The 25,617-nt window shown below is 61.3% G+C and carries 27 protein-coding genes and 1 tRNA gene; 8 read left to right on the top strand and 20 right to left on the bottom strand.

Features of this window, described 5'->3' with window-relative positions; translation table 11 throughout:
• Window positions 1-148: 148 nt before the first annotated feature.
• Complete coding sequence (locus tag UB90_RS15275; protein WP_065326502.1) at window positions 149-1,573, bottom strand: aminotransferase class V-fold PLP-dependent enzyme; 1,425 nt, start codon at window positions 1,571-1,573, stop codon at window positions 149-151.
• 106 nt (window positions 1,574-1,679) lie between these two features.
• Between UB90_RS15275 and UB90_RS15270 the strand changes: the two genes are divergently transcribed.
• Window positions 1,680-2,141, top strand: coding sequence for an Lrp/AsnC family transcriptional regulator (locus UB90_RS15270; protein ID WP_065326501.1), 462 nt, complete (start codon window positions 1,680-1,682; stop codon window positions 2,139-2,141).
• 46 nt (window positions 2,142-2,187) lie between these two features.
• Here the strand turns inward: UB90_RS15270 and UB90_RS15265 are convergent, their stop codons facing one another.
• From UB90_RS15265 to UB90_RS15240, 6 genes are all read right to left on the bottom strand, one after another.
• Window positions 2,188-2,655 carry a GNAT family N-acetyltransferase gene (locus UB90_RS15265; RefSeq protein WP_065326500.1) on the bottom strand — a complete coding sequence of 156 codons (468 nt, stop codon included), beginning with the start codon at window positions 2,653-2,655 and terminating at the stop codon, window positions 2,188-2,190.
• Between the two features lie 72 nt (window positions 2,656-2,727).
• Window positions 2,728-3,315, bottom strand: coding sequence for a PA14 domain-containing protein (locus UB90_RS15260; protein WP_065326499.1), 588 nt, complete (start codon window positions 3,313-3,315; stop codon window positions 2,728-2,730).
• A gap of 200 nt (window positions 3,316-3,515) precedes the next feature.
• Window positions 3,516-4,136, bottom strand: coding sequence for a 30S ribosomal protein S4 (rpsD, locus tag UB90_RS15255; RefSeq protein ID WP_005641099.1), 621 nt, complete (start codon window positions 4,134-4,136; stop codon window positions 3,516-3,518).
• A 436-nt stretch (window positions 4,137-4,572) separates the two neighbouring features.
• The gene (locus tag UB90_RS15250; protein ID WP_065326498.1) at window positions 4,573-5,634 is read right to left on the bottom strand and encodes a Hint domain-containing protein; all 1,062 of its coding nucleotides are present in this window, start codon (window positions 5,632-5,634) and stop codon (window positions 4,573-4,575) included.
• Window positions 5,635-5,766: 132 nt separating this feature from the next.
• Window positions 5,767-6,708: a lipid A-modifier LpxR family protein gene (locus UB90_RS15245; protein WP_065326497.1), complete on the bottom strand. Its 942-nt coding sequence runs from the start codon at window positions 6,706-6,708 to the stop codon at window positions 5,767-5,769.
• Between the two features lie 176 nt (window positions 6,709-6,884).
• Window positions 6,885-7,286, bottom strand: coding sequence for a rhodanese-like domain-containing protein (locus UB90_RS15240; protein ID WP_009176636.1), 402 nt, complete (start codon window positions 7,284-7,286; stop codon window positions 6,885-6,887).
• Between the two features lie 179 nt (window positions 7,287-7,465).
• On the opposite strand from UB90_RS15240, the gene UB90_RS15235 reads away from it, so the two are divergent.
• Window positions 7,466-8,776, top strand: coding sequence for an NAD(P)/FAD-dependent oxidoreductase (locus UB90_RS15235; RefSeq protein ID WP_065326496.1), 1,311 nt, complete (start codon window positions 7,466-7,468; stop codon window positions 8,774-8,776).
• A 17-nt stretch (window positions 8,777-8,793) separates the two neighbouring features.
• Here the strand turns inward: UB90_RS15235 and UB90_RS15230 are convergent, their stop codons facing one another.
• Complete coding sequence (locus UB90_RS15230; RefSeq protein WP_065326495.1) at window positions 8,794-9,600, bottom strand: IclR family transcriptional regulator; 807 nt, start codon at window positions 9,598-9,600, stop codon at window positions 8,794-8,796.
• 98 nt (window positions 9,601-9,698) lie between these two features.
• On the opposite strand from UB90_RS15230, the gene UB90_RS15225 reads away from it, so the two are divergent.
• On the top strand, window positions 9,699-11,327 hold the full coding sequence (locus UB90_RS15225) for a sulfatase-like hydrolase/transferase (protein WP_065326494.1): 1,629 nt from the start codon (window positions 9,699-9,701) through the stop codon (window positions 11,325-11,327).
• Between the two features lie 165 nt (window positions 11,328-11,492).
• On the opposite strand, the gene UB90_RS15220 is transcribed toward UB90_RS15225, so the two are convergent.
• The gene (locus UB90_RS15220; protein WP_065326493.1) at window positions 11,493-11,879 is read right to left on the bottom strand and encodes a hypothetical protein; all 387 of its coding nucleotides are present in this window, start codon (window positions 11,877-11,879) and stop codon (window positions 11,493-11,495) included.
• A gap of 238 nt (window positions 11,880-12,117) precedes the next feature.
• On the bottom strand, window positions 12,118-13,155 hold the full coding sequence (locus UB90_RS15215) for an RluA family pseudouridine synthase (protein ID WP_065326492.1): 1,038 nt from the start codon (window positions 13,153-13,155) through the stop codon (window positions 12,118-12,120).
• Here UB90_RS15215 and UB90_RS15210 point away from each other — a divergent pair.
• Window positions 13,154-13,462, top strand: coding sequence for a DUF6476 family protein (locus UB90_RS15210; RefSeq protein ID WP_065326543.1), 309 nt, complete (start codon window positions 13,154-13,156; stop codon window positions 13,460-13,462). The two genes, UB90_RS15215 and UB90_RS15210, sit on opposite strands and share 2 nt — an antisense overlap.
• A gap of 106 nt (window positions 13,463-13,568) precedes the next feature.
• Here the strand turns inward: UB90_RS15210 and UB90_RS15205 are convergent.
• A tRNA-His gene (locus UB90_RS15205) sits at window positions 13,569-13,645 on the bottom strand.
• A 291-nt stretch (window positions 13,646-13,936) separates the two neighbouring features.
• Here UB90_RS15205 and UB90_RS15200 point away from each other — a divergent pair.
• Window positions 13,937-14,125, top strand: coding sequence for a DUF6324 family protein (locus tag UB90_RS15200; protein ID WP_005642687.1), 189 nt, complete (start codon window positions 13,937-13,939; stop codon window positions 14,123-14,125).
• Between the two features lie 256 nt (window positions 14,126-14,381).
• Entirely contained in the window at window positions 14,382-15,446 is a 1,065-nt protein-coding gene (locus UB90_RS15195; protein ID WP_065326491.1) for a chemotaxis protein CheA, read from the top strand.
• Between the two features lie 39 nt (window positions 15,447-15,485).
• Here the strand turns inward: UB90_RS15195 and UB90_RS15190 are convergent, their stop codons facing one another.
• From UB90_RS15190 to UB90_RS15150, 9 genes are all read right to left on the bottom strand, one after another.
• On the bottom strand, window positions 15,486-16,034 hold the full coding sequence (locus UB90_RS15190; RefSeq protein ID WP_227512139.1) for an MmcB family DNA repair protein: 549 nt from the start codon (window positions 16,032-16,034) through the stop codon (window positions 15,486-15,488).
• Between the two features lie 339 nt (window positions 16,035-16,373).
• Window positions 16,374-16,694 (bottom strand): hypothetical protein, encoded by a 321-nt coding sequence (locus UB90_RS15185; protein ID WP_009176897.1) that lies wholly within the window; start codon window positions 16,692-16,694, stop codon window positions 16,374-16,376.
• Between the two features lie 186 nt (window positions 16,695-16,880).
• Window positions 16,881-18,530 carry a BCCT family transporter gene (locus UB90_RS15180; protein ID WP_065326490.1) on the bottom strand — a complete coding sequence of 550 codons (1,650 nt, stop codon included), beginning with the start codon at window positions 18,528-18,530 and terminating at the stop codon, window positions 16,881-16,883.
• Window positions 18,531-18,570: 40 nt separating this feature from the next.
• Window positions 18,571-18,987 (bottom strand): universal stress protein, encoded by a 417-nt coding sequence (locus UB90_RS15175; protein ID WP_009176756.1) that lies wholly within the window; start codon window positions 18,985-18,987, stop codon window positions 18,571-18,573.
• Between the two features lie 277 nt (window positions 18,988-19,264).
• Complete coding sequence (gene nusB, locus UB90_RS15170) at window positions 19,265-19,759, bottom strand: transcription antitermination factor NusB (RefSeq protein ID WP_005649465.1); 495 nt, start codon at window positions 19,757-19,759, stop codon at window positions 19,265-19,267.
• Window positions 19,760-19,782: 23 nt separating this feature from the next.
• Window positions 19,783-20,307 (bottom strand): 6,7-dimethyl-8-ribityllumazine synthase, encoded by a 525-nt coding sequence (locus UB90_RS15165; protein WP_065322784.1) that lies wholly within the window; start codon window positions 20,305-20,307, stop codon window positions 19,783-19,785.
• A 14-nt stretch (window positions 20,308-20,321) separates the two neighbouring features.
• The gene (ribB, locus tag UB90_RS15160) at window positions 20,322-21,446 is read right to left on the bottom strand and encodes a 3,4-dihydroxy-2-butanone-4-phosphate synthase (protein ID WP_065326489.1); all 1,125 of its coding nucleotides are present in this window, start codon (window positions 21,444-21,446) and stop codon (window positions 20,322-20,324) included.
• Between the two features lie 551 nt (window positions 21,447-21,997).
• Window positions 21,998-22,603 carry a hypothetical protein gene (locus tag UB90_RS15155; RefSeq protein WP_065326488.1) on the bottom strand — a complete coding sequence of 202 codons (606 nt, stop codon included), beginning with the start codon at window positions 22,601-22,603 and terminating at the stop codon, window positions 21,998-22,000.
• On the bottom strand, window positions 22,603-23,208 hold the full coding sequence (locus UB90_RS15150) for a riboflavin synthase (RefSeq protein ID WP_009176978.1): 606 nt from the start codon (window positions 23,206-23,208) through the stop codon (window positions 22,603-22,605). Before UB90_RS15150 ends, UB90_RS15155 begins: the two co-directional genes overlap by 1 nt.
• Window positions 23,209-23,504: 296 nt before the next feature.
• Here UB90_RS15150 and UB90_RS15145 point away from each other — a divergent pair, with 296 nt between their 5' ends.
• Entirely contained in the window at window positions 23,505-24,809 is a 1,305-nt protein-coding gene (locus UB90_RS15145) for a capsule biosynthesis protein (RefSeq protein ID WP_065326487.1), read from the top strand.
• A 105-nt stretch (window positions 24,810-24,914) separates the two neighbouring features.
• Window positions 24,915-25,617, top strand: a 703-nt coding sequence (locus tag UB90_RS15140; RefSeq protein WP_211267735.1) for a polysaccharide biosynthesis/export family protein, incomplete at its 3' end; no start/stop codon positions are given.

Below are 25,617 nucleotides of genomic sequence, written 5' to 3'. Positions count from 1 at the left end.
TCTGGCAGATCCACCGCAGCAGAGCACATCCTCCCGTTGGGCCGGGCCGCGCCGCGTGCCCAAAGGGCACGCGGCGCGGGTCGCCTCGGGCAAAGCCCGAGGCGAAACACCTCAATCACAACGTCCGTTCATAGATTATACTGAGGGATCAAGCCGCACGCGGCTGGAAGCGTGCGGTGCTCGGGTCGGCATCATAGGCGGCAGCGATTTCTTCGGCCTCTGCCACCAGCTTTGCAACGCTCTCGATCACATAGTCCACGGTCGCCTCCTCCATCAGATAAGAGAAGTTGAGCCGCACCCAACCGGGTTTTTGCAACTCCCGCCCGGCCAGAAGATCGCCAAGCAGAGCCTCGGATTGTGGCTGGTCGATCTCCAGCAGGCGGTGCGCATAAGGCCCCGCGCAAGCACAACCGCCGCGCGCCTGAATGCCGTAGACATCGCTCAACATGCGCGTAAACAACTGCTGATGCACCGGCGCGCCGGATGCCCCGTCCACGGTGAAGGAAAAGATCGGCAAGCGATGGGCGCTCTCATGCCCCAGAAGCGTCAGCCCCGGCACATTCGCCCAAGCCGCCCGTGCCTTGGCCGCATAGCGGGCTTCGCGCGCCTCAATGTGGTCCTGCCCCACGGCCTCCTTGACCAGGAACGCAAGCGCCGCGCGGATGTCACCCACCACATTCGGAGTGCCCGCCTCCTCGCGCGCGGCCAGACTGTCCGCATAGCGATGCGACCACGGCGACACGAAACTCACCGTGCCGCCCCCGGGCCACGAAGGGTTTCGCGCGCGTACCGCATCCCGGCGCAGCACCAGCACGCCCGACGCCCCCGGCCCGCCCGGAAACTTATGCGGCGAGACCACAACGGCGTCCTTTGGCTCCGCCCCATGCGCGCCCATGTCGATGGGCAGATAAGGCCCGCCACCGGCATAGTCCCAAACCGCAAGTGCGCCGTGCGTGCGCAACAGCCGGGTCACCGGATCGGGATCGGTGATAATCCCGGTCACATTTGAGGCCGCCGAGAAACTGCCGATTTTCAGATCTGCATCCGCATGCGCAACCAAGGCCGCCTCAAGCGCCACCAGATCGACCCCGCCCTCGGTGCCTTCGGGAATTTCCACCACCTCGGCGCGACTCTCGCGCCACGGCAGAATATTGGAGTGATGCTCATAGGGGCCGATGAACACCACCGGGCGCGTCGCCTCCTCGATCCCCAAAAGCTTCACCAACCGGTTCAAACCCGCGGTGGCACCGGAGCCTGCAAAGATCACCTCGCAGTCGTCCGCCGCACCCGTCAGCCGCGCAATCTCGGCCCGGGCTTCGCGGCGCAGGCGGGTGACATACTGACCGCAATAGGAGGCCTCGGTGTGGGAATTGGCATAAAACGGCAGCAGTTTTTCGGAAATGAACGCTTCGACCGGGCGCATCGCACGCCCCGAGGCCACGTAATCCGCATAGACCAGCGGCACATCGCCGTTGAGACCGGGGATCATCACCCCCTCGCCGATCAGCGCCTGAGCAAGCTCCCCCGCATCCGCTGTGTGTTTGATCGCCGTTTTGAACTGTTCAAGGATCATTGTCGCGCCCTCATTGCCATTTCAGCAATGATAGACCACCAGTGATTGGTCATTTTCACATACTTACACAGGTGACAGCCTAATATGCATATCATATGATCCGCATATGTCGAAAAACATCGATCAAATTGACCGCGACCTTTTACGTGCCCTGCAACGGGATGGCAGCCTGTCGCAACGCGATCTCGCCGAACGAGTCGGCCTGTCGCAAAACGCCTGCTGGCGGCGGCTCAGGGCCTTGCAGGACAAGGGCATCCTGCGCGGCACCCGCGCCGAAGTGGATCGCAGCCAGCTCGATCTCGGTCTGGTGGTCTTTGTGATGCTGCGCACCCGGCATCACTCGGCCGAGTGGCTGGCGCAGTTTCGCCGCCATGTGCTGACGATCCCGGAGGTGGTGGATTTTCACCGCATCGGTGGCGATTACGACTATCAGCTCAAGGTCGTGACCCGCGACATGGCGAGTTATGACAAGGTCTATCAACGCCTGATCGCGGGTGTCGAACTGGACAGCGTGACCTCCTATTTCGCCATGGAAGCCATTGCCGAAGGTCGCCCGCTGCCGGTTTGATGGGCAGACACCAAGTAATCACAACGCGGGATCACAACGCATGACCTCAGGTGGTGAGAACCAGCTTCTTGCCCACCGCCTTGGGCGTCTCGCGATAGTCGACAAATCCCATGGCACTGTAATAGCCCAAACCTTGTGCGTTATCAGCACCGATCAGGGCTTCGATCGCGGGCAAACGCGCATCCTCAGCCGCCGCGCGCGTCACCGCAAACAAGGCGCGCCCAATCCCCTGCCCGCTGGCATCGGGATGCAGATGCGTGCCGATCACGCCCCAGCCCACCGGCGCGCCATAGGGATTGCCCTCCGGCGCGATCTGCAAGGACTGAAACCCCAACAGCCGCCCCGCCGCATCAACCGCGACCGAACAGGCGATGCGATTGTCATTCTCAATGTAAGTCTCGCGCACAAATGCCGCGTCTCCTGCGGTCTTGCGCCGGCCCGCCTGACGCAGGGCCTCCAGCACGACGGCAATGTCTTCGGCGTCCGCTGACACGGCCGGACGAATGTCTATCATATGTATTCCAATGGTTTACGTGAAAAATGAGGGGCACAGGTCGCGGCAAACCCGCCCTGCTCCCTTTCGATATCAGTGCCCAAACGCCGCATTCGGCATCCATTTGGGACGTTTGCCCGCAGGCCCCGCCCGCATGTGCAAACAGGCGGTATTGGTGCGCTGGAACCACAGCGCCTTGAGCGGATACCATCCGGCCTCTGGCACCTCGACCTCAACCGCAAAGGTCTCCTCGCAGGGCTGGCGGCCATCAAACTCGCCCACCACCTGACCGCCGACCACCGCATGCAGGCCATCATTGGTCAGAAAATCGATCGTGTAGATGCCCGGCGCATCAAAGCGCACGTAACCGCGAATATCGGCCACCACCCGCTCAGCGCGTTTGGCGGTGAGCACATTCTGCCCCAGCTCGGTGTCGCGGTAATCCAGCCCCTTGAGCGGCGCCCCTTGTTCAACCTTGTATTTGAGCGCACTGCGCGCGGCAGCAAGGCTCTTCACATCAGAAGGATACGCATAGCGCACAGACAACCCCGGCTTCAGCCCTGATGGCTGCGGGTTGGCCGGGGTGAGCTTTACGGGTGCAGCCAGCGCCGCAACCGTCAAACCGACTGTCAGCGCAGCCCCGCAGGTCAACGCCCGACACAAGGCGGAAATCTTTGGCATGGTGGTCTCTCCAATTTATCCGGACCGCAGGTGCAACCACAAAGACCCGGTTTTATCTCCACCCTACCCGGCAATTCCTCTCAAACCCAAGCCCTTCCTCATATTGCACCTCTCCAAAAACGACGACATGAAAAAAGCCGCCCCAAAACGGAGCGGCTTTTCCAACTGGTAGCAGACGCGCCCCATTGGGCGCACCAGCATTAGTTTTTGGCGTAGAATTCGACCACGAGGTTCGGTTCCATCATCACCGGGTACGGCACATCGGCCAAACCAGGCGCGCGCACGAAAGTGGCGGTCAGCTTGGAGTGGTCAACTTCGATGTAATCCGGAACGTCACGCTCTGCGAGCTGAACGGCCTCCAGAACAGCTACGTTCTGCTTGGACTTTTCACGCACCTCGATCACGTCGCCTTCTTTGACGCGGTAGGAGGGGATGTTGACGCGCTTGCCGTTCACCAGCACATGGCCGTGGTTCACGAACTGACGGGCCGCAAAGACGGTCGGCACGAATTTGGCGCGGTAGACAACAGCGTCCAGACGACGCTCCAGCAGACCGATGAGGTTTTCACCGGTGTCGCCTTTCACACGCTCGGCTTCGCCGTAGATGCGACGGAATTGTTTCTCGGTCAGGTCACCGTAGTAGCCTTTCAGCTTCTGCTTGGCGCGCAGCTGAATACCGAAGTCGGACAGTTTGCCTTTACGGCGCTGACCGTGCTGGCCGGGGCCATATTCACGACGGTTCACCGGGGACTTCGGACGGCCCCAGATGTTTTCGCCCATGCGGCGGTCAATTTTGTACTTGGCAGACGTGCGTTTTGTCACGGCTGATCTCCTTTACATTTGGCTCCGCAACTCGCTCCGAAAACCGGTTCCCACTTTTCAGGTTGCGGACGCGCGCGACACACAACCGTCAGAACCAGATCAGGCTCGCCACGGCGATAAAGGGCGTTGTCCTCTTGGGTTTGGATCTGATGATCCTCGACCTTGACAGGCATCCCCTTGCGGGGGCCACCAACACCAATGAAGCCGCGCTTCTACAGGATCGCTTGGCCGTGTCAAGTGAGAAGCGGCAGCTTTGCCCGAAACCACCCAAAGGGGCGTTGCCCCTCTTGGCCTGCGGCCAATTCACCCCAGGATATTTGGCGTTAGAAGAGTTGGGGGCCGGGCTTCTTCTTCTAACCCGAAATATCCCGGAGCGCGAGGCAACGCCTCGCATCTCAACAAACCTGTGCGCCGCAGGCGCTCCGCCAGGTTACGCTCAGGCCGCGTTGTGCATCAAGATAGCGGCCTCAGACGCCGAGAGGTTGCGCCGCGCAAAAGCGCCATAGCTGGCGGGGTCATGCTCAATCCCCGGTAAACGGCGCAGCAGGCGCTTGCGGTCACTGTCATCCAGCGCAGAGAGGGCGGCATGAGCAGGGTGGAAGCTCTCGGTCTCTACCCCATTGGCCCAGATCACCTGATGATGTTCCAGCAGCAGGTGAACATAAGTCACTTCGCGCACGGAGCTGTCGACCTCGATGGTGCGACCATTGATCAGGTCGCGTGCGGCCACCAGCACCTCCGGCTCATTAAAGAGTGCCCGCGCCGCGCGGCCGCGCACCAGCATGCGATGCTCTGGTGACACCAAGAGTTCGCGTTCCGGGCGATCGATACCCAGCGCTCCGGCACGGATGCGTATCGGACGCAGCCCCGGCATGACAAACAACCGCGCTCCGCTCATCCGGCGGGCGCCGATCCATTGCACCACCTGTGCGCCGTTGTCGCGGGTTTGCACCCGATCGCCTTCACGCAGGGTTTCCACGGGTTTTGGCCCATCGGGCGTGGCAATACGTGTCCCCGGGGTAAAGCAAATCACGCCGGGGTCGCGTGGAGCCTGATCCGCACCGAGATATCCCAGCGCATGATGCACCACCCAGAGATCGGTGTTGCGCGGCGGGATTTCATCCACAAACATCAACAGCGCAGGCCGCCCACGGCCCGCTTCGATCACGGTGACGGTATAGCTTTGTACGCCGTTGGTCACGATGAAGCTGCTGTCCGTCACCGGGTCATCGATATCAATCGCATGAATATCACTGCGGTTCTGCACGGCGGCGCCCACGAGGCGGCGCACCGTGCGCGCCGCACGACGCCGAAGGTCCTGTTCCCCATCTGCCATATCCAGACGCAACAGCTCTGATGGCCCGTCCACGCGCACGGCGTCCCCATGCCATGACCACGCAGCGCCCACCTCAAGTGCGGCAACAGGTGCCGCCTCGAGACCATCAATTTCCGTTTGCGTCCAAGAGATGACAAACGTGCCGCAAAAGCCCGTCTTCATCCGCTCTAGCCTGCCTCAGTTGAGTTCATCTCAATTATTAATGAAGCGTTAACAAATCAGGCCCCTAGGTGGAAGACTTAATCCCCGGTGCCGGTTTGCTTTTGACCCGGAGACCGTGGCGTAAAAACCACGTCAAAATGTCCAGCGCAGTCGCAGGGAGCCGACGATCTGGCCTGTGTCCTGACCAGAGAACTCCTTGCCCAGATAGGTAATTCCATAAAAGAAATCGCGCCCGTCGCCTTGCCAGTGCAACCCTGCGCGCAGGCGGTCGCGACGTGAATTCAGCGCGTATCCGCGCCCTTCCGGCAGGTAGACCGACTGTGCCACATGCGCCACATCGCCCCCCAGCGTGAAACTCAGGCCACGGGTATCATACATCGTCCGGTAGCGCTGGCCCGTCACCGGATCGCGCACCAGGAGTTCGCCCTGCCCGGCTGTGCCCAGGGTCAGATCCGCGCCGATTCGCACCAATGTCTCATCCCCGGCGCGCGCCTCGACAAAGGGGCGCAGACGGCTGCGCGGGCCCAGCGTGATGGTTTTGCCCAGCTCGCCGACGAACGTGGGGCGTATCGTGTTGAGGATCTGCGCATCGCGCACCGCATCCGACGGGCGCGTGGTGTTGGCCAGATCATGCAGCGCGTCCTGAAACCCGTCGAGCCCGGTTTGCGGGCCGATAAAGACCAGATCGCCGCCAAGCGAGATCTCCAGTGACCCGCGCTGCATATGCGTGTGCAGCCCCAGCGACAGGGCCCCCGCCCAAGGCCGATCACCCGCAGCCGGATTGCGCAGATTGTCTGGGGCGATGATCTGGCCCAGAAAGCGCAGCTCCAGCAGCTCTCCGAAGGTCGCAGGGGCCTGCCCGTCCCAGCCGTAGCCGTAAATCCGCGACGAGGCGACAGACCCGGTGCGCCAGCGATCCTTGCCATCGCCGATCAGATCATTGTCGATCAGGTGGCCATAGCCGATCCGGTGACGTTTCAGCGCCTCTGACGGGGCCGCCTCCGCCACCTGCACAGTGCTGGCCAAAGGAAGCGCAATCGCGGCGCAAAGCGCCAGCGCGAAGGATCGGATCATCTGAATACCTGCTGGTGGGTTATTGGTGTCTCTAGGCCCTCTCTGGTTAACCAACACTTAATCGCGCCACTAGTGCAGCCGGGCCACAGCACCCCGCAAAGACCATCACGCGCGCCCCGGAAATGCCGCGTTTTTGTCGCGATATGAACCCCTTGGCCTGCTGTCAGGGCGGGACGCTAGCCCTCGTCGACCGGAGCCACCACCGGGCCGCCTGCCTTGAGCCAGCCGGAAAACCCGTCGCTGATGTGCGCGGCCTCAAACCCCATGTCCTGCAACATCGCCACCGACAGGGCCGACCGCCATCCCGAGGCGCAATGAAAGACAAAGCGTTTTTCTTCGGCAAAGATCTCTTTGAAATAGGGGCTGTCGGGATCGACCCAGAATTCCAGCATGCCGCGCGGACAATGAAAACTGCCGGGGATAAACCCCACGCGCTGGCGTTCCCGTACATCGCGCAGGTCGACAAACACCACTTCCGGCGTGCCATGCAGGGCAATCGCCTCTGCCGCAGTGATTTCCTCGATGCGGGCGCGGGCTGCGGCGACCATCTGCGCCGATGTTGTCTTGAGCTGTGCCATCCGGACCTCCTGCGGCGTGTGTTTCCAACACTCTAGGGGCAGCTTTGCGCCCACGCCAGCCCCGGCGGCGGGGTGCGTGATCACAGCAATTGACAGCCGCCCTGCCCTGCCCCAGTGTCGCCCGCAGGCCCGGTACATTGATGCGCCGACCCTGCCCCCGAACATGCGAGGAGATCAGCGTGACCACAGACACGTCCCTTTCCCAATCCGCCGGTCAGCCGCGTTCCGAACCGATTTCTCTGTGGGACCGCTCATCCGAGGAACCCACCTATGCCAATCCCCTGACACAGGACGCCCGCGTCGATGTGGCCATCGTGGGCGGCGGCTACACGGGGCTGTCGACCGCGCTACACGGCGCGCTCAAGGGGCTGTCGTGTCACGTGCTGGAGGCCGCCGAGATCGGCCATGGTGGCTCCGGGCGCAACGTGGGGCTGGTCAATGCCGGTCTGTGGCTGCCACCGCAACAGGTGGAGCAGATGCTGGGCAAGGTGCATGGCGGTGCATTGGTGCGCGAGCTGGGCGGTATGCCCGACTATGTCTTCTCGCTGATCGAGCAATATCAGATCCGCTGCGAGGCCACCCGCGCAGGCACCATCCACGCCGCACATGCCGCATCGGGGCTGCGCGATCTTGAGGCCCGCGCCGCAGGCTGGCAAGCGCTTGGTGCGCCGGTGCGCCTGCTGAGCGCGGGCGAGACCGCCGAAAAGACCGGCACCGCAAAATTTCACGGCGGGCTCTTGGATGCGCGCGCAGGCACCATCAATCCGATGGGCTATGCACGCGGATTGGCCCGTGCCGCACGGGCTGCCGGGGCAGACATTTCCACCGGGACCAAGGTACGTGCGCTGAAGAAAGACGGCGCAGACTGGAAGGTGGAGACAGACCGCGGTGTGATCACCGCCGGGCGCGTTGTCATCGCCACCAACGCCTATAGCAATGACCTGTGGCCGGGGCTGGCGCAGAGTTTCACGCCGATCCATTTCTTCCAGATGGCCACCCAGCCCCTTGGTGCCGAGGCCGGTTCAATCCTGCCCGAGGGTCAGGGCCTGTGGGACACCGGCAAGATCATGTTCTCGCTGCGCCGCGATCAGGCGGGGCGTCTGATTATCGGCTCCATGGGGTCGGTGGTGGGCGGCACCGAGGGCCTCACCCGCCGCTGGGCAGAGCGCAAGCTGCGCCGCCTGTTCCCCGACCTCGGCGCGCTGGAGTTCGCGGACGCATGGCACGGGCAGATCGCCTTCACCCCCGATCACCTGTTCCGCATTCACCGGCTGGACGAAGGGCTCTATTCCCCGGTGGGCTATAATGGACGCGGCATCACCACCGGCACGATGTTTGGCCGGGCGCTGGCGGATCTGTTCTCCGGCGCGTCAGAGGACAGCCTGCCGCTGCCGATCACCGACCTGAAACCCGACCGGGGGCGCGCGGTGAAAACCCAGCTGTACCGCAGCGCCTTTCTCGCCAAACAGGCAGCCGAAAGCCTGCTGTGACATGCGTCGGGTGCGCCTCAGAGCGCCCCGCCCTCCCAGACCTCATCAAGGGCCGCATTGATCCCGGCGGCCGCCTCTTGCAGCGCAGGCAGATGCAGCGCTGCAAACTCCTCGACCGGTTTATAGGTCCTGAGCCACAGAACCGAGAGCCCGCCCAGCACCTGCCCGCCCGCCTTGATCGGGACCGCAATGGCACGCAGGTCGGTATCCCAGTCATGATCGCTGATCTGCGCCGTCGACCGCTCCGCATATCCCAGCCGGCGCGCCCGCTCGATCCGCTTCATCAATGCCGCCAGATCCATACCGAACCGCACCGGTCCCCAATGCAAATCGGGCTTCAGCGCCTCATAGGTCTTGGCAATTTCTGCATCTGTCATCTCGGCCAGACAGGCCACCCCGGCCGCCGATCCAAACAGGCTCACCCGCTGATTGATCTGGCCCCGCTGAACGTGAAACGTGCTGGCCTGACGGGTATTGTCGATAATCCGCATCGCGCGCGCCTCGCGGATATGGATATCCGAAGGCCAGCCAATGGCCTTCGTGAGCGCCAGTGCGCGTGGGATCGCCGCATCGGCCATATGCAACATCCCCTTGGGCATCACCTCGCCGGAAATATCGGGAAACACCACCAAAGTTCGGTACAGCTGGTCCGCCAGCGAGCGGCGCACGATCTTACGCGCGATCAAAGTCTGCAACAGCCGCCGGATGGTGCTCTTGGGCAGCCCCGTGGCGCGGTGCAAATCCGCAAGCGACATCGCCCCCTCGCGCGCAAGGGTCTCCAGAATTTCGATGCCACGATCAAGAGAGCGGTTTTCTTTCAACATGTCCCGTCATGCCACTGAGCGGCATGTTTTGACAAAGGGTTTTTGCGCATCTTTCACTGGCCTATCCTCTTTGGTGAAACACCAGTGGGGCCTGCGCTATGAATATCCTCTTTATCATGTTCGACCAACTGCGGTTTGACTACCTAAGCTGCGCCGGTCATCCGCATCTGAAAACGCCCCATATCGACCGGCTGGCCGAGCGCGGCGTGCGGTTCACCAACGCCTATGTGCAATCGCCCATCTGCGGCGCCGCAAGGATGAGCTGCTACACCGGGCGCTATGTCTCCAGCCACGGGGCGCAATGGAACAACTCGCCGCTGCGAGTGGGCGAATGGACCATGGGGGATCACCTGCGCAAGGCAGGCATGGGCTGCTGGCTCATTGGCAAGACCCACATGAATGCCGACAGCGAAGGCATGGCCCGCCTCGGTCTCAGCCCCGACAGCGTGATTGGCGCACGACAAGCCGAATGCGGCTTTGACGTCTGGATCCGCGACGATGGCCTCTGGGCCGAGGGGCCGGACGGGTTTTATGACCAAAAACGCAGCCCCTATAATGAATACCTCAAATCAAAGGGCTACGCAGGACACAACCCTTGGCACGACTTTGCCAATGCGGGGCTTGAGGGCGACGAGATGGCCTCCGGCTGGTTCATGGCCAATGCGCAGAAGGCCGCGAATATTGCCGAGGAAGACAGCGAAACCCCGTGGCTCACCACCAAGACCATCGAGTTCATTGAGCAAGCCGAGGGGCCGTGGTGCGCGCATGTGAGCTACATCAAACCCCATTGGCCCTATATCGTGCCCGCGCCCTATCACGACATGTACGGGCCGGACCATGTGCTGCCCGCCGTCAAAGACCCCGCAGAGCGCGACGATCCCCACCCCGTTTACGGTGCCTTCATGGGCAATGCCATCGGTCAGGCCTTCTCGCGCGAAGAAGTCCGGCAGGCCGCCATCCCCACCTATATGGGCCTCATCAAGCAATGCGACGACCAGATGGGGCGGCTGTTTCAATACCTTGAGGACACCGGCCGGATGGATGACACGATGATCGTGATCACCTCTGACCACGGCGACTATCTGGGCGATCACTGGCTGGGCGAGAAGGATCTCTTTCACGAGCCCTCCGTCAAAGTGCCGATGATCATCTATGATCCCCGCCCCGAGGCCAACGCCACCCGAGGCACCACCTGCGACGCGCTGGTGGAAAACATCGACCTGCTCCCGACCTTTGTGGAGGCCGCCGGCGGCGAGGTCGCAGATCACATCCTGGAGGGTCGCGCGCTCACACCATGGTTGCATGGCCAGACGCCCGAGGCGTGGCGGGATTACGCAATCAGCGAATACGACTATTCCGGCACACCGATGAGTGTGAAGCTCGGCATCGCCCCCCGCGATGCGCGGCTCTTTATGGTGACAGACACGCGCTGGAAGTTCATGCACGCCGAGGGCGGCCTGCCGCCAATGCTGTTTGATCTGGAGAACGACCCGCAAGAGTTTAACGACCTTGGCCGCAGCGCCACACATCGCGAGGTGATCGACATGATGTATGCGCGCCTCGGCCAATGGGGTCGGCGCATGTCACAACGCATCACCCGCTCAGACGCGCAGATCATTGCAGGACGCGGCGCCTCCCGCGGCAAAGGCATTCTGCTCGGGGTCTATGAACCCGAAGACGTCCCCGCCGAGCTAACCGTGAAATACCGCGGCAAGCCACCGGGGTGAGGTGCGAAGCGCCGGGAACAGTGGGGACCGGAGCGCGCCATCAGTCGTGGTGGAGTAGTGGAATGCGGGACAAAGCACCATTTCGCTGCGGCTACGCCGACGACTGCTTTAGGTAGTCACTTAGTCAAGCGTTGGCTTGGTTGTTTAGTTTATATTCGATGGGGGCTATCTGTGCCTATGTGCAAAGTCTGCCTCCAGACACGACAGAACCTTTGACGGCGTATCGGGGAACTTATTTCCAAAAGCCATTACTATCTGCTTGCGCCAATCAAACGCAGGCCGCGTGTCACCCTTGTTCTGCGCTTTCAGCAAAAAAGCTCTCTCTAGGTTGCGAAAGTCGTCAGAGATGACTTCGAGTGCCTCCAATAGCATCTTAGACTTTCTGTCACCGAAATGCTCACTAACATCAATCCAACGTTGGGAGCGCCAGAACAAGTATCCCGGATTTTGGCCGCTTGCGGTCAATGAACTCCTACTTGAATGCGTGCAGATTTCCAAAGCCTTCGACAATTCTTCCGTGGAAAAGGCAAGTCCCTCTTCGTCTTTGGTCATTTCACAAAACCAAAAATTATCGATACTGCTTTTAGACTGCTCAAAGCGTTGCTCAAAGCGCGATTGCCTTCATAGGTTTTGTGCCTAACCGTAATCATTGCCATTCGTGTGCCGTGTTGAAATAAACAAGTTCGGGCTCAATGCGGCCATTCGTTTGGATTGCAGCATCGTTTACAGATGCCCCGCTTAAGACATTCGCCGCACACCTCCAAACTTCAGAGCGTGGGTACCCCTCCCCCTAAATCGCAACCGGCATCCGAAGGGCTGCGATCAAGGCCTGCATGTCTTCGGGCAGCGGGGCCTCAAAGCGCATCATCTCGCCGCTCACCGGGTGCTTAAAGCCCAGAACGGCGGCGTGCAGGGCTTGCCTTTGAAAATTGTTAATGGCCACAAGCCCCGCCGCGCTCAGCGCCTTGGGAGAGATCTTGCGCTTGCCGCCATAGGTGGGATCGCCCAGCAGACCATGGCCCGCATGCGCCATATGCACCCGGATCTGATGGGTGCGCCCGGTTTCCAGCCAGCACTCCACCAAGGAGGCTGTCGCAGGGGCACCAAAAGCCTCGATGATGCGGGCGCGGGTCACCGCGTGGCGGCCGCCTTCAAACAACACCGCTTGCCGTTGGCGGTCGGTCTTGTGGCGTGCAAGCTGGGTGGTGAGCTTGAGGATATTGCCCGGCTCAAAACTCGCACCGCGCACACCGCGCAGACGCGGGTCATTGGCGTCGGGCACCCCGTAGCAGACCGCCTGATAATAGCGCTCGACGCTGTGACGCTCAAACTGCGCCGCCAGCCCCTGATGCGCGGCGTCCGATTTCGCCACCACCAAGAGACCCGAGGTCTCCTTGTCGATCCGGTGCACGATGCCGGGGCGCTTTACCCCGCCCACACCGGAGAGATCCGCGCCGCAATGATGCAAAAGCGCATTGACCAGCGTCCCCGACGGGCTGCCGGGGGCCGGATGCACCACCATGCCTGCCGGTTTGTTGATGACGATAAGGTCGGCGTCCTCATAGATCACATCGAGCGCGATATCCTCGGGGCCGATGTGGCTCTCCTCGGCGTCCTCGACCGTGATGATGATCTGCGCGCCCTCAGGGGCGCGGGCCTTGGCGTCACTGGCCACTGCCCCGTCCACCTCAACGCCACCGCTTTCGATCAGACGGGCCAGACGGGTGCGCGACAGGTTCGCTTCCTCTGGCACATCGCGCGCAATCGCTTTATCAAGCCGCTTGGGCGGGTTGTCCGCGATCACAAATTCAATGCGGCGGCTGGCCATGACTCATCCTTCCGAACCTGAAAACATTACCGAACCGGCGCAGCTGCGTTTCCTGCGCCGCCTCGTGACCACGCTCACGGTGATCATGGTGGGCGGGGTTCTAGTGGTAATTGCGCTGCTTGTCATCCGTTTGTCTGATGACACCTCCGCTCCCCGGCTTCCGGCAGACATTACCCTGCCAGATGGCGCAACGGCGCGGGCCGTAACCTTTGGCACCGGCTGGCTGGCGGTGGTGACCACCGACGATCAAATCCTGATCCTCGACAGCGAAACCGGTGCGCTGCGCCAGAGCATTCAGATCGACTAGCCAAGTCGCAGCCCTATCCACAGGCTGCACGGCCACGCGTCGCTACGAATGGCCGTATCGGTCGCCAACAGGCGCAAAACCGTTTCATGACATGATGTTAAGGGGATGGTACCACCTCCTGGTCTCGAACCAGGGACCTCTTGATCCACAATCAAGCGCTCTAACCAACTGAGCTAAGGCGGCACTGGGGGCGATTTACAACACAGAAAATCAGAGTGCAAGAGCTCATGTCACAAGTTTTTTGCACTTTTTTGCGCAAGGGCAAATTCTTCTGTCCTCCCCCTGTCCGCATAGATCTGCGCCCGTTCAGATGTCCGGAAATAGCCCGTTTGAGGCCGCAGTGATTCCCTCTCACCCCCTGTTTTCCCAATCAAAGGGCGCGCCGTGCGTGGGCAAGAGGCGACATCTTGCTTTTTAAGGGCTTGCAGGCTAGCAGGAGTTCCTACCGCGATCCGCAACCCGAAGGAGCTGCACATGGGGATCAATACCGAACGCGACATTGAGGCGAACATGCAGATCGGCCCGACCGATGCCGGGATGGTGCGCATTTTCATCGAAGCCGATGGGCTTGAGATCCCGATGGACTTCGACCCCGAGGAAGCCGAAGAAATCGCTGATGAAATCCGTGCAGCGGCACAGGCCGCGCGTGCTGTCAGCTCCTGAATAGCGCGTCTTTTTTCGACAGGATCGCCGGGCTTTGCGCCCGGCTTTTTTGTGCCCAAAACACCGCTGTCGACATCATAACATCCAACAATCGCCCATTAAATTACCGCAAGTGCGTGCCTAACTGCGCGCGACGGTCTGCCAGAGCGGCAAAATCCATCGAATTTGACGGGTTCCGTTTACGGAAGTTAGGGCCGTGTTAACCTCTACCTCCAAATGATTAATGAACGTCAAGTTTCTACTTGGAGCGTGTGTGATGTACCATTTTACAACCCCGCCGTTGGGACCAGCTGTGACCCTACCGAGCGCCATCGCCTCTGCGAATGGTCCGCGGGCCGCCGCGTTTTCCATTTCGAATTCAGACAAGCTGACCGCCAACCAATTGCAAAATCAGGTCTCTCAGGCCCGGCGCGCCCGCGAGAAAATGATCGATCAGGTGACCAAACCGCCCGAGCCGGGCTGGAAATCCGCGATGAACCAGATCTCGGATACGGTCGATCACATGGAGAAAGTGCTGAACTTTCTGCGCACTCAGGTTTCCCGCTTGCCTGCGACCCCGGTGACGGACAAGGACGCCCTTGCGGTGTATCCTTCCGGCGTCGCAATGCAGCAGTCCGGCAGGATGCCGGACGGTCTCCCGTCGGCGGCAGAAGCCCCGGCGGACCTTAACGCAACACCTGCGGCCGCGCCCACGGATGCCACAGCAGAAACCAGCGCTGCCGCGCGTCCTCCACGGGTGATCTATGTGATGGATGACGGGGTCTTCATCATCGGCCTGCCCCCAGCCGATGCCCCACAGCCCAACGCCGCCGCGGATCGTACCGTCCCCCCGGCCCCCAGCGAGGCCCCACAACCTTCGCAATCAGGAGAGAGCATGACCTCCAACACCGTGATCAGCCTCCCCCTGACAGAAGACCAAAGACGGGCCAGTGCGGATCTGATTGCCCTCGCCCAGAAGGCCTACGCCTATCAGACCCAATCGCGCACATCGCAATCTGCAGAGTTGATCTCGGATGAGGGTGTCGGCCTGACCGGAGCCTTGTCTGAGGCACCGGGCAGCGCCGCCGCGCTGGATCGCCCGGACCGCGCCCCTGTGCCACGGGTGTTGACGGCGGACGCTGCCCCCACTCAGGGCGCGGAGCTGCGCACGCCGCCCAGCGATCCGCTGATCGCAGCCGCAGAACCTTATGAGCGCAATCCCCAGCGAGAGGCCGCCGAGGCGCAGGAACAACGGCAGATGCTCGCCCTGCAACTCGATGGGCACAATGACATCATCTACATCGTCCCCCCGGCCAAAGCCGCCATCGACCTCACGGCCTGATCTGTAGGCCGTGTTCGGGTCTCTTGGGCCATCCTCAGGTCATTCTCCCTCGCTTGGAGACAACAGCAGCCCATCCCGTCCGGGTCTTGGATCTCTGAGCCGCTGCAGGCGGCGGGCGGCATCCATGGCGAATTTCTGGATCATCTTTTTGCGCCGCGCCGGGGGCAGTTTCTGCTCTGGGGCCATACGCACCACTTCGCCATCATAGGCATCGGCGAGGATCAGCCCGGTGCCCTCGGGCAGCAGGTCGGTGGGAAAATCCACGTCAACCGCCCAGAAGTACCGGTCGCACCACTCCAGATAGCCCTGCCATTTGCAATCGCTCTGAAAATCGGCGCGGCTGGATTTGCACTCGATCACCCATAATTCGCCCTTTGGCCCCAGTGCCATCACATCCACCCGCAGCCCGCGCGCGGGGACGAATTCCTCAACCGAGGCAAATCCCATCGAGCGCAGATAGCGGCCGACCCCACGCGCCAGACGCTGTCCCGGCTGCAGCAGGGCCAGTGTCGCCTCATCGCCCTCAGGCGGGACCGCCTCCCGTGTGGGGGTGTCGAACTCATCTTGATCGAGGTGCTGATTTGCCATGCGCCAAAAGTGAACAATTCATGAACAAAAATCAAGCCCCACATCCCCACGCGCCCCCTTGTGCACGGGCGCGCGCCGCACTACCTATTGCGAAGGCGGGTTCTCCCCTTCTCGTGACAGGCAGCATTCCAGTGGCCTTAAGCAATTCCGAGGGAGCTGGCTCTGTCCGGATCCTGGTCCGTTTACCTGGCGCCCACCTGTACATACAGGTCCTCGGGAATCAACGCCGCACGGTTGACTGGTGGTTCCCGCCGCTTTTCCCACGCTAACGCCTGCAAACAAAAAGCCGCGCAAGACATTGCGCGGCCTGTGTTCAGCCAATCCCAGAGGAGCCAGCCCTCAGCGTTTGGTGGGGCGACCGGCCTGTGCAGCTTTGGCCGGGACCGGCACCGCTTGCAACTCTGGCCCAACCCAGGTGCCACCGCGCGGGGGGTCCTCACGTTCCGCCATGGCCATGATCTTAAAGCCGAACTGAACGCCGCCAAAGACCACCGCATTGGAAATCCACAGCGCCAGCACTGCGACGACGCCCGCGTCAGATCCAAAGACCAGCGCACCAAGATTGGCGATGTTGAACCACAACAGGATGCCTACAAAAATCGCGGCCAGCACCAGCCCCCAAAGGGCGCTTCTGATATAGAGCTTAATCAGTTCAGGCATGACACTCTCCTTGCGGCTACCCTTTAAATCTAGGGCGCAGCGGCCCCCCGGTCCAGCGCACAGAAGATGATGCGACGATTTGGCCGCGTCGGGTTTGACTATTTCCCCAAACCGCACGACGCGACGCATAAAAAAACGGCGCCCCGCAAAGGGCGCCGTCTCTCATGTCTGTCAGTGCAGGGTCGCTCAGGTGTTTTTGCGCTCGCTCATTAGGCCGCGCAGGATCGCGTAGCACATGATCAGCAGCACCACCGTGAAGGGCAGACCGGTGGAGATCACCATCGACTGCAAGGATTGCAGACCGCCCGCACTCAGCAAGAGCACGATCGCAACCGCCCCTTCAAAGATGCACCAAAAGGCACGCTGCGGCACCGGCGCGTCGACCTTGCCCCCGGCGGTGATGGTATCGATCACCAGCGACCCGGAGTCCGAGGAGGTCACGAAGAACACGATAACCAGCACGATGCCCACCAGCGAAGTGATCCCCGCAAGCGGCATCACGTCCAGCATCTTAAAGAGCTTCAGCTCCAGCGTTGCCTCTTGGGCGACGGTGTAGCCGTCGGTGATCACCTGATAGATCGCGGTGCCGCCAAAGACGCTCATCCACAACACGCAGACCATCGACGGGATCAACAGCACGCAGATGATGAACTCGCGCACGGTGCGGCCCCGGCTCACGCGGGCGATGAACATGCCCACAAACGGCGACCAGGAAATCCACCACGCCCAGTAGAACGAAGTCCAGCCCTGCATGAAGTTGACGTCCTCACGCCCCACCGGGTTCGACAGCGCGGGCAGGAACTGCACATAGGCCACCAGCGAATCCCAAAACAGCGACAGCAGGAACACGGTCGGCCCCACCAGCAGCACAAAAATCAGCAGCAGGAACGCCAGACCCATGTTGATTTCCGACAGGATTTTCACCCCGCCATCAAGACCACGCATCACCGACACCAGCGCCACTGCGGTAATCGCCGAAATCAGGATCACCTCGGTGGTCGGACCAACCGCAATGCCGAACAGCTCATTGAGGCCCGCATTGGCCTGCGTTGCGCCAAAGCCGAGCGAGGTCGCCAGACCAAAGAGCGTCGCAAATACCGCCAGAATGTCGATCACATGACCGACCCAGCCCCAGACCGCATCGCCAAAGATCGGATAGAAGGCAGAGCGGATGGTCAGCGGCAAGCCCTTGTTATAGCTGAACAAAGCCAGCGCCAGCGCCACCACCGCATAGATCGCCCAAGGGTGCAGACCCCAGTGAAAGATCGTCGCGGCCATGCCCAGACGCACGGCTTCCGCTTCATTTCCAGCCGCGCCGCCCAAGGGGGCCCAGTCGGTGCGCGCGCCATTCTCAGCGGCGGTGCCGCCCATAGAAGAGGCAAAGTGGCTCAGCGGTTCCGAGACCCCGTAGAACATCAGACCGATGCCCATACCGGCCGCGAAAAGCATCGCAAACCAGCCGATATAGCTATAGTCGGGCTCTGCTTCAGTGCCGCCCAGCCTGACGTTGCCAAAGGGCGTCACGATCAGGAACAGACAGAAGATCACGAAGATATTCGCGGCACCGAGGAAGAACCAATCAAAGCCCTTGGTGACTGTGCTGAACAGCCAGGAGAACAGCGACCCCGCCTGTTCGGGCAGGGCAAGCGTGTAGAACACAAAGGCCACAATCGCGAGGCCAGAGATCGCAAACACCGGGTTGTGGATGTCAAACCCGAAAGGACCGACAGACCCCTCAAGGTTGTCTTGCCCGATTTCATATTCCGTATCAATGATATGTGCTGCGCCGTCCGGGCTTGGAATGCCGTCGGACGTTTCCGTCGTTTGGTCGGTCATAGGTACCGCCTTTCGTTTCGGAGTTTCAATTCTATGTCAGTCAATCACGCACCAAGAGCACCGATGCGGTGCTGTGCGCTGCAACATGGGCGCCGTGACCGGCCCAGATGTAATCCGAGATATTCGGCACATGGGTCGCCATCACCACCAGATCCGCCTGCAGATCCGCAATGGCAGCCTCCAGCGCCTTATTGAGATCGGTTGCCGGGTCGTGGCTCATGATGGCATGGGCGCTGGCCTTGATCGCATATTGCGCTGCTTGGCTCTGGGCAAAACTCTCCAGCTTTGCCTTGTATTCCGCAGGGCTGCGGGCAAGTGCACTGGGACTGGCCGAGGCCACCCCCACATAACACACCTCTGCGGCATGGGTTTTTGCCATTGTTGCAGCCACTTGCAGAGCTTTCTGCAATGCGGCTTCATGCGCCAGGTCCACTGGCACGACTACTTTGTGAAACATGTCCCCTCCTGTTTCTGGCAGCCCTTTTGGGGCGTTTTCGTTTCCGGGCAGGACCGCCTCAGCCCTGTGACGGGCAGAGGTGTCCAGTACTTGCAAGCTGGCAGCTTTTTGCTGCCAACGCAAATTGCTGATTAAAAAGCATGCAATCCGCGCCAATCGGACTATGAACTGGCGCTAAGCTCTCAGGTTTCAATGAAAAAAGGCGCAGGACCCATCGTCATGCGCCTCATTAGAACTGTTTTGCGTCGTTTCTTCGCCCTGTCTGACAGGCTGACTGTCAGAACGCCTCGGGCTTTGCTTCGCGTGCCATATGGTCCAGCACTGCGTTGACAAAGCTCGCCTCGCGCCCTTCCGGGAAGAAGGCGCGCGCAATATCGACGTATTCGTTGATCACCACTTTGACCGGCGTATCGCTCTCGACAAACTCCGCGCCCGCTGCACGAAACAGCGCCCGCAGGGTTGGGTCGATGCGGGCAATCGGCCATTTCGCCACCAGCGCGCGATCGGTCATCTGGTCGATCTTTGCCTGATAATTCACCGCATCGTTCACCAGCTTGCGAAACAGCTTGGTGTCGCCCTCGGCATATTCATCGCCCTCATAGGTCGCGCCGAAACGATGATCCTCAAACTCCACGATCACCTTATTGGTGCTCTGGTCGCTCTGCTCCATCTGAAACAGCGCCTGCACCGCATAAAGACGGGCAGCAGAGCGCGCCTGCGTCTTGTTTTTTCCCGGTTTCTGGCCCGGTTTCGGGGCGTCTTTGGAGGTCATGAGCGAGGGATCCGTTGTTAAAATCAGGCGAGCCGGTAAGAGTCGGAGGCAGGTTTGAATCCTACACCCTTGGTCTGGGCGCCCCACTTACGCGCGAGCGCGATCAGATGCAAGGCCGCAGCCGCCGCGCCGCCCCCCTTGTTTTGATCCTTGGGATCGGCACGCACCTCAGCCTGCTGGCGGTTCTCGACCGTCAGGATGCCATTGCCGATGCACAGCCCCTGAAGACCCAAGAGCTGCAAGGCGCGCGAGCTGTCATTACAAACCGTGTCGTAATGGGTGGTCTCGCCACGGATCACACAGCCCAGCGCCACATAGCCGTCAAAGTTCGACGCCCGGTCCGAAATGCCAATGGCTGTGGGCACTTCCAGCGCGCCGGGGACCTCGACCACCTCATAAGAGCCGCCCACGGCCTCGATCTCGGCCACCGCACCGGCAACCATATTGTCGGCGATGTCCTTGTAATAGGGCGACACCACGATCAGCAGCTTCACCGGTTTGTCGAATTCCGGGCGCGGCAGGATGTAGTGGCTTTCTTGTCCGGCCATGACGCAGGCCTCCTTTAGCTGTCACTGGACAGGATGGGACGGGTGCCGACGATCGACAGCCCATAGGCATCCAGCCCAACATATTTGGTTTCCGGCGAGTCGGTGAGCAGGATCAGCTCTTCAATGCCGAGTTTATTGAGAATTTGCGCGCCAAGACCGGTTTGCTTGATCGTGCGCACCCCGTCCTCATCCGAGGCATAGAGCGCATTGCGCGGCTGGCGGAACAGGCACACCACCCCGCGCCCCTCTTCGGCCACCAGCTGCATCGCCTTGGGCAACTCGCCCGCCGGTTTTGGCCCCAGCCCCAACAGGTCAGAGGCCTCATGCAGCGCATGGGTCCGTGTGAGCACAGGCTCGGGCGTGGAGATGTCGCCCTTGATCAGCACGACGTGTTCCACATCATGGGTCTGGTCAGTAAAGATCCGCATTTCCCACGCGCCGCCATATTCCGAGGTCACGGTCTTGCGCGCGGTCTCATCCACCAGATTGTCATTCTTGGCACGATAGGCGATCAGATCGGAAATCGTGCCGATCTTCATGTCGTGGGTTTTGGCAAACTCCACCAGATCCGGCAGCCGCGCCATGGTGCCATCGTCTTTCATGATCTCGCAGATCACGGCCGAAGGATCCAGCCCCGCAATGCGCGAAATATCAACCGAGGCTTCGGTATGGCCAGCGCGGACCAGCACGCCGCCCCGCTTGGCCCGCAAGGGGAACACATGGCCCGGCGTGGCAATCGCAGCCATGGTATTTTGCTCATTAATGGCGGTGGCCACGGTCAGCGCCCGATCCGCAGCCGAGATCCCGGTATCCACCCCCTCACGCGCCTCGATCGACACGGTGAATGCCGTCTCATGGCGCGAGGAATTATTCACCGCCATCATCGGCAACCCCAGCCGGTCGATCCGCTCGGCGGTCATCGGCAGACAAATAAGCCCGCGCCCGTGGGTGGCCATGAAGTTGATCGCATCCGCATCGGCAAACTCCGCCGCGATGATCAGATCACCCTCGTTTTCGCGGTCCTCATGATCCACCAGGATATACATCTTCCCCGCACGGGCGGCGGCGATGATCTCCTCGATGGGGCTGATGGCGTCGCGCAACTCAGACTCGACAGGGCCGGGCGTCTCATAGCTCATCTGCAACTGGCCTTTCACTGATGGGGCGCAGGGTCGGATGACCTGTCCGCGCCACGATTGTCCCCGTCGGGATAGCTCACACGCGGCGCAAATACCAGCCCTGCAAGCGGCACATGCGGGTGCGCAACCGGCACCACTCACAGGGGCTTTGCCCCTCTTGGCCTTTGGCCAATTCACCCCAGGATATTTGTCGTTAGAAGAATATGAGGGCCGGATCTTTCTTCTAACCCCAAATATCCCGGAGCGCGAGGCAGCGCCTCGCATCCCCGTTGCGCCCCAAGCGCACGCAGTGGTTATCAGCCTTAAGGGAAACAACAGTATATTGGCGGGGATCGCGATCATCCGCCGGATTTAAAACCTTCGGCATCACCAGGAGCCGGCTTCCCTTTCGGGGGAGCAGTGCAGAGATAACGTTGAGCACGCGGGGGGATACCCCCGGCCATTTCCGCCTTTGTGGCGGCGCCGTCCCTTTTACTTTGAACGCCTGCCAACAGGTCGCACATTATGAAATGACCCACCAAACGGAGCGCCAAGACGAGGTCGCCCCGGTCTTAGTTGTGTGCGCCGTTCTTAAAATACTCCGCCGCGCTCAGGTAGGCGGCGGCGCGGCCTGCTGTGGTCCATTCCCGTTCCAGCGGCGCATCCCCGATCACCACGACCGATGCCCCGGACAAGCCACGCTGACGCATCACACTCTGTACCTTGTCGCGCATCGCGCCCCAGCCTTCGGTAAAGACAGGAGCCGACCCTGCGATATCAATCTCCGGATTGGCCGCCTCCACCACCTCCGGAGCGAGCGGGCGATAGATCAGCGCCAGGCGCCCTGCGTGTTCGACGCGCGCCAGTGCGGCGCGCTCAAGGTCCGGCAGGTGCGGGTCGCGCAACAGACGCAGCGCATTGGCAGAAAACAACAGCCCCAGCACATCCTGACCGGAGGTCTGGCGCACCTTTGCATAGGTCTGATAGTCCATACCCAGCTCGGCGGCCCGTTTCAGGCGCATTTGCAGCACCAGCTTGGGGATGGTGTTGGGCATCAGTTTCTTTTGCGCCGAGCGCCACGCATGGGTGCGCCACAGCACGCCCGGCTCCATGCTGGGGCCACCGTTGTGCCCCAGCCCCGGCATCGACCCTGTGCCCTGTTCTGAGCCCCGCGACATCACAGGCTCTCCTGCAGGCGCGCCACATAACGGGCCAGCGTGTCGATCTCGAGGTTGATCAGATCCCCGACGCTGACATCCCCCCAAGTGGTGACCTCTTTGGTATGTGGGATGAAATTGATACCAAAATCACAGCCCTCCACCTCATTCACCGTCAGCGAGGTGCCATTGAGCGCAACCGAGCCTTTGGGCGCAATAAAGCGCGCCAGATCCTTGGGCGCGCGCAGCGTGACGCGGGTGCTGTCGCCCTCATCGCGCATCTCGACCACTTCGGCCACGCCATCCACATGACCCGACACGATATGGCCGCCCAGCTCGTCGCCGACCTTCAGCGCGCGTTCCAGATTGACCCGCTTGCCGACAAACCAGCCCTTGTGATTGCCACGTCCATCAATGTTGGTTTTTGAAATAGTCTCAGCCGAGATCTGCACGTCATACCAATCCGGCCCCAGCGCCACCACGGTCAGGCACACCCCATCCGAGGCGATTGACGCCCCCATGTCGATGCTGCCGGTGTCATAGGCCGTCTGGATGCGGGCGCGCAGGTCGCCGGTCTGTTCCAGCTCGGTGATGGTTCCCACATCGGTGATGATCCCGGTAAACATGGGCGAACTCCTTGATAGTGCCGCTTGAGAGTGCCGCGCCCCTGTCTTGCGGACGCCTTCCCACCAGAGCTAGCCCCTGCCCGCCTCCGGCTCAAGAGGCTCTCTGTGCCCCATAAGGCAATTGGTCATACTTTTGCTCTAGTTTAGGTTTAACAGACTTTACCAAGATTAGGTTTTCAGCAAAGACACCGTAAAACAAACCAGAACGCGTGAACACGGGCGAGATCAAACACCCTCTCGACAGGCCGCATCAGAATGGCCACGCCCGACCCATGTGACTATCGGATCGAGCACAGATGCCAAAGAGATCGACACACGGATCGACTGAAACCCGTAGCTTCTTGTTTTTGCAAGGCCCGCATGGGCCGTTCTTTGGGGCCTTGGCGCGCATGCTCCGGGCTGCCGGTTGCGAGGTGCGCCGGGTTGGCTTTAACACGGGCGACCGGATGTTTTGGCCGGATAAGTCAAACTACATCGCCTTTCGCGACACCTTAGAGGCATGGCCTGCGCGCTTTTCGGCCTTGCTTGAGGACCACGCCGTCACCGATATCGTGCTTTATGGCGACACCCGCCCCATTCACGCCCATGCGGTTGAAATTGCACGCACACGGGGCGTCACGGTTCACACCTTCGAAGAGGGCTACCTGCGCCCCTATTGGGTCACTTATGAACGTGATGGCACCAATGGCAACTCTCGGCTGATGCAGATGCCCGTTGCCGAGATGGAGCGAGCACTGGCGCAGAGTGATTTGGAAATGCCGATGCCACCTGCGCATTGGGGCGACACCCGCCAGCATGTGATTTACGGCGCGCTCTATCACTGGTTCGTCATGTTCTGGAACCAGGGCTACCGCAATTTCCGCCCCCACCGCGCGCTGCCGGTGACCAAGGAATTCCAGCTCTATCTCAACCGCCTGCTGATGATGCCGCTGCATGCGCTGCACCGCCGCCTTGCCACCGCCCGCATCAAGCGCGGTGGTTTTCCCTATCATCTGGCGCTGTTGCAGCTGGAGCATGACAGCGCCTTTCAGGCCCATTCGCCCTTTTCGACCATCACCGAATTCCTTGAGGTGGTGGTCGCTGGCTTTGCCGAGGGCGCGCCGCGCCACCATCATCTGGTGTTCAAGGCGCATCCGCTTGAGGATGGCCGCGCCCCGATCCGTCGCGCGCTCAAACGGCTTGCGGCCGAACATGGCGTCGAGGGGCGGGTCCACTATGTGCGCGGAGGCAAGCTCGCAGGCCTTCTGAACGAGGCCCGCACCGCCGTCACCGTCAACTCCACCGCCGGTCAACAGGTGCTCTGGCGCGGCTTGCCGCTCAAGGTCTTTGGCCGCGCGGTCTATGACAAGCCTGAATTTTCCTCGACTCAAAGCCTTGCAGAGTTCTTTGCCACCCCTGCCCGCCCCGATGGCCGCGCCTACAAGCAATATCGCCGCTATCTGTTGGAAACCTCGCAGTTTCCCGGCGGGTTTTATTCCCGCTCCGGGCGGCGGCAATTGCTGCGGCAGGTGGTGGATATGATGCTCTCTGCCGATGATCCCTATGATGCGCTCCTGCGCGGGACAGCAGCACCAAGGCAACACTTGCGGGTTGTGAGCTGACTCCAAATACAAGCGCGACTGGATTTTTACGTGACAGTTCGCTAATTTGGACGCAAAACTTGAGGCAAAATAAACATAGGTCGAGGAGACCGAGCAGTGAAACCCATGACTTTACGATGGGCGCGCCCCGTGGCCTTGCTGGCTGCGGTCGCCCTCGCAGCATCATGCGGGCTGCCCAAGGTGGGCCCGAATAAACGTCAGATCTTTGCAGGGTCCGTCCAGAAACAGGGCGACGCCTTTGTGGTATCCGTGAATGACCGCGTTGCGCGCGCCACCGCTGTGGTGCCCGCACTTGGCTTTTCCGACCAATTCACCAAAGCCTCGGTTCTGACATCCGACATCATCCGCCCCGGCGATATCCTCGGCCTGACCATCTGGGAAAACGTCGATGACGGGCTGCTGGCCAGCGCAGGGGCCAATGCCACCCTGCTGGAAGAAGTGCAGGTCGATGGTGCGGGCTATATCTTTGTGCCCTACGCGGGCCGCGTGCGCGCCTCCGGCAACACGCCCGAGCAGCTGCGTGAAGCCATCACCAAAAAGCTCGAAGATCAGACCCCCGATCCGCAAGTACAGGTGCGCCGTATGGCGGGCGATGGGGCCACTGTGAGCCTCACCGGTGCGGTCGGCGCGCAAGGCGTCTACCCGATTGAGCGCCCCACCCGGACGCTCGCCACGATGCTGGCACAGGCGGGTGGTGTTGCGATCGAACCTGAGATTGCGCAGGTTTCCGTCACGCGTCAGGGTAAGACCGGCACGATCTGGTTCGAGGATCTCTACGATCATCCCCAGCTCGATATTCCGCTGCGCA

The sequence above is a fragment of the Tritonibacter mobilis genome (assembly GCF_001681715.1).
Classification (GTDB): domain Bacteria; phylum Pseudomonadota; class Alphaproteobacteria; order Rhodobacterales; family Rhodobacteraceae; genus Epibacterium; species Epibacterium mobile.
This window is presented reverse-complemented; position numbering and strand designations above follow the sequence as displayed.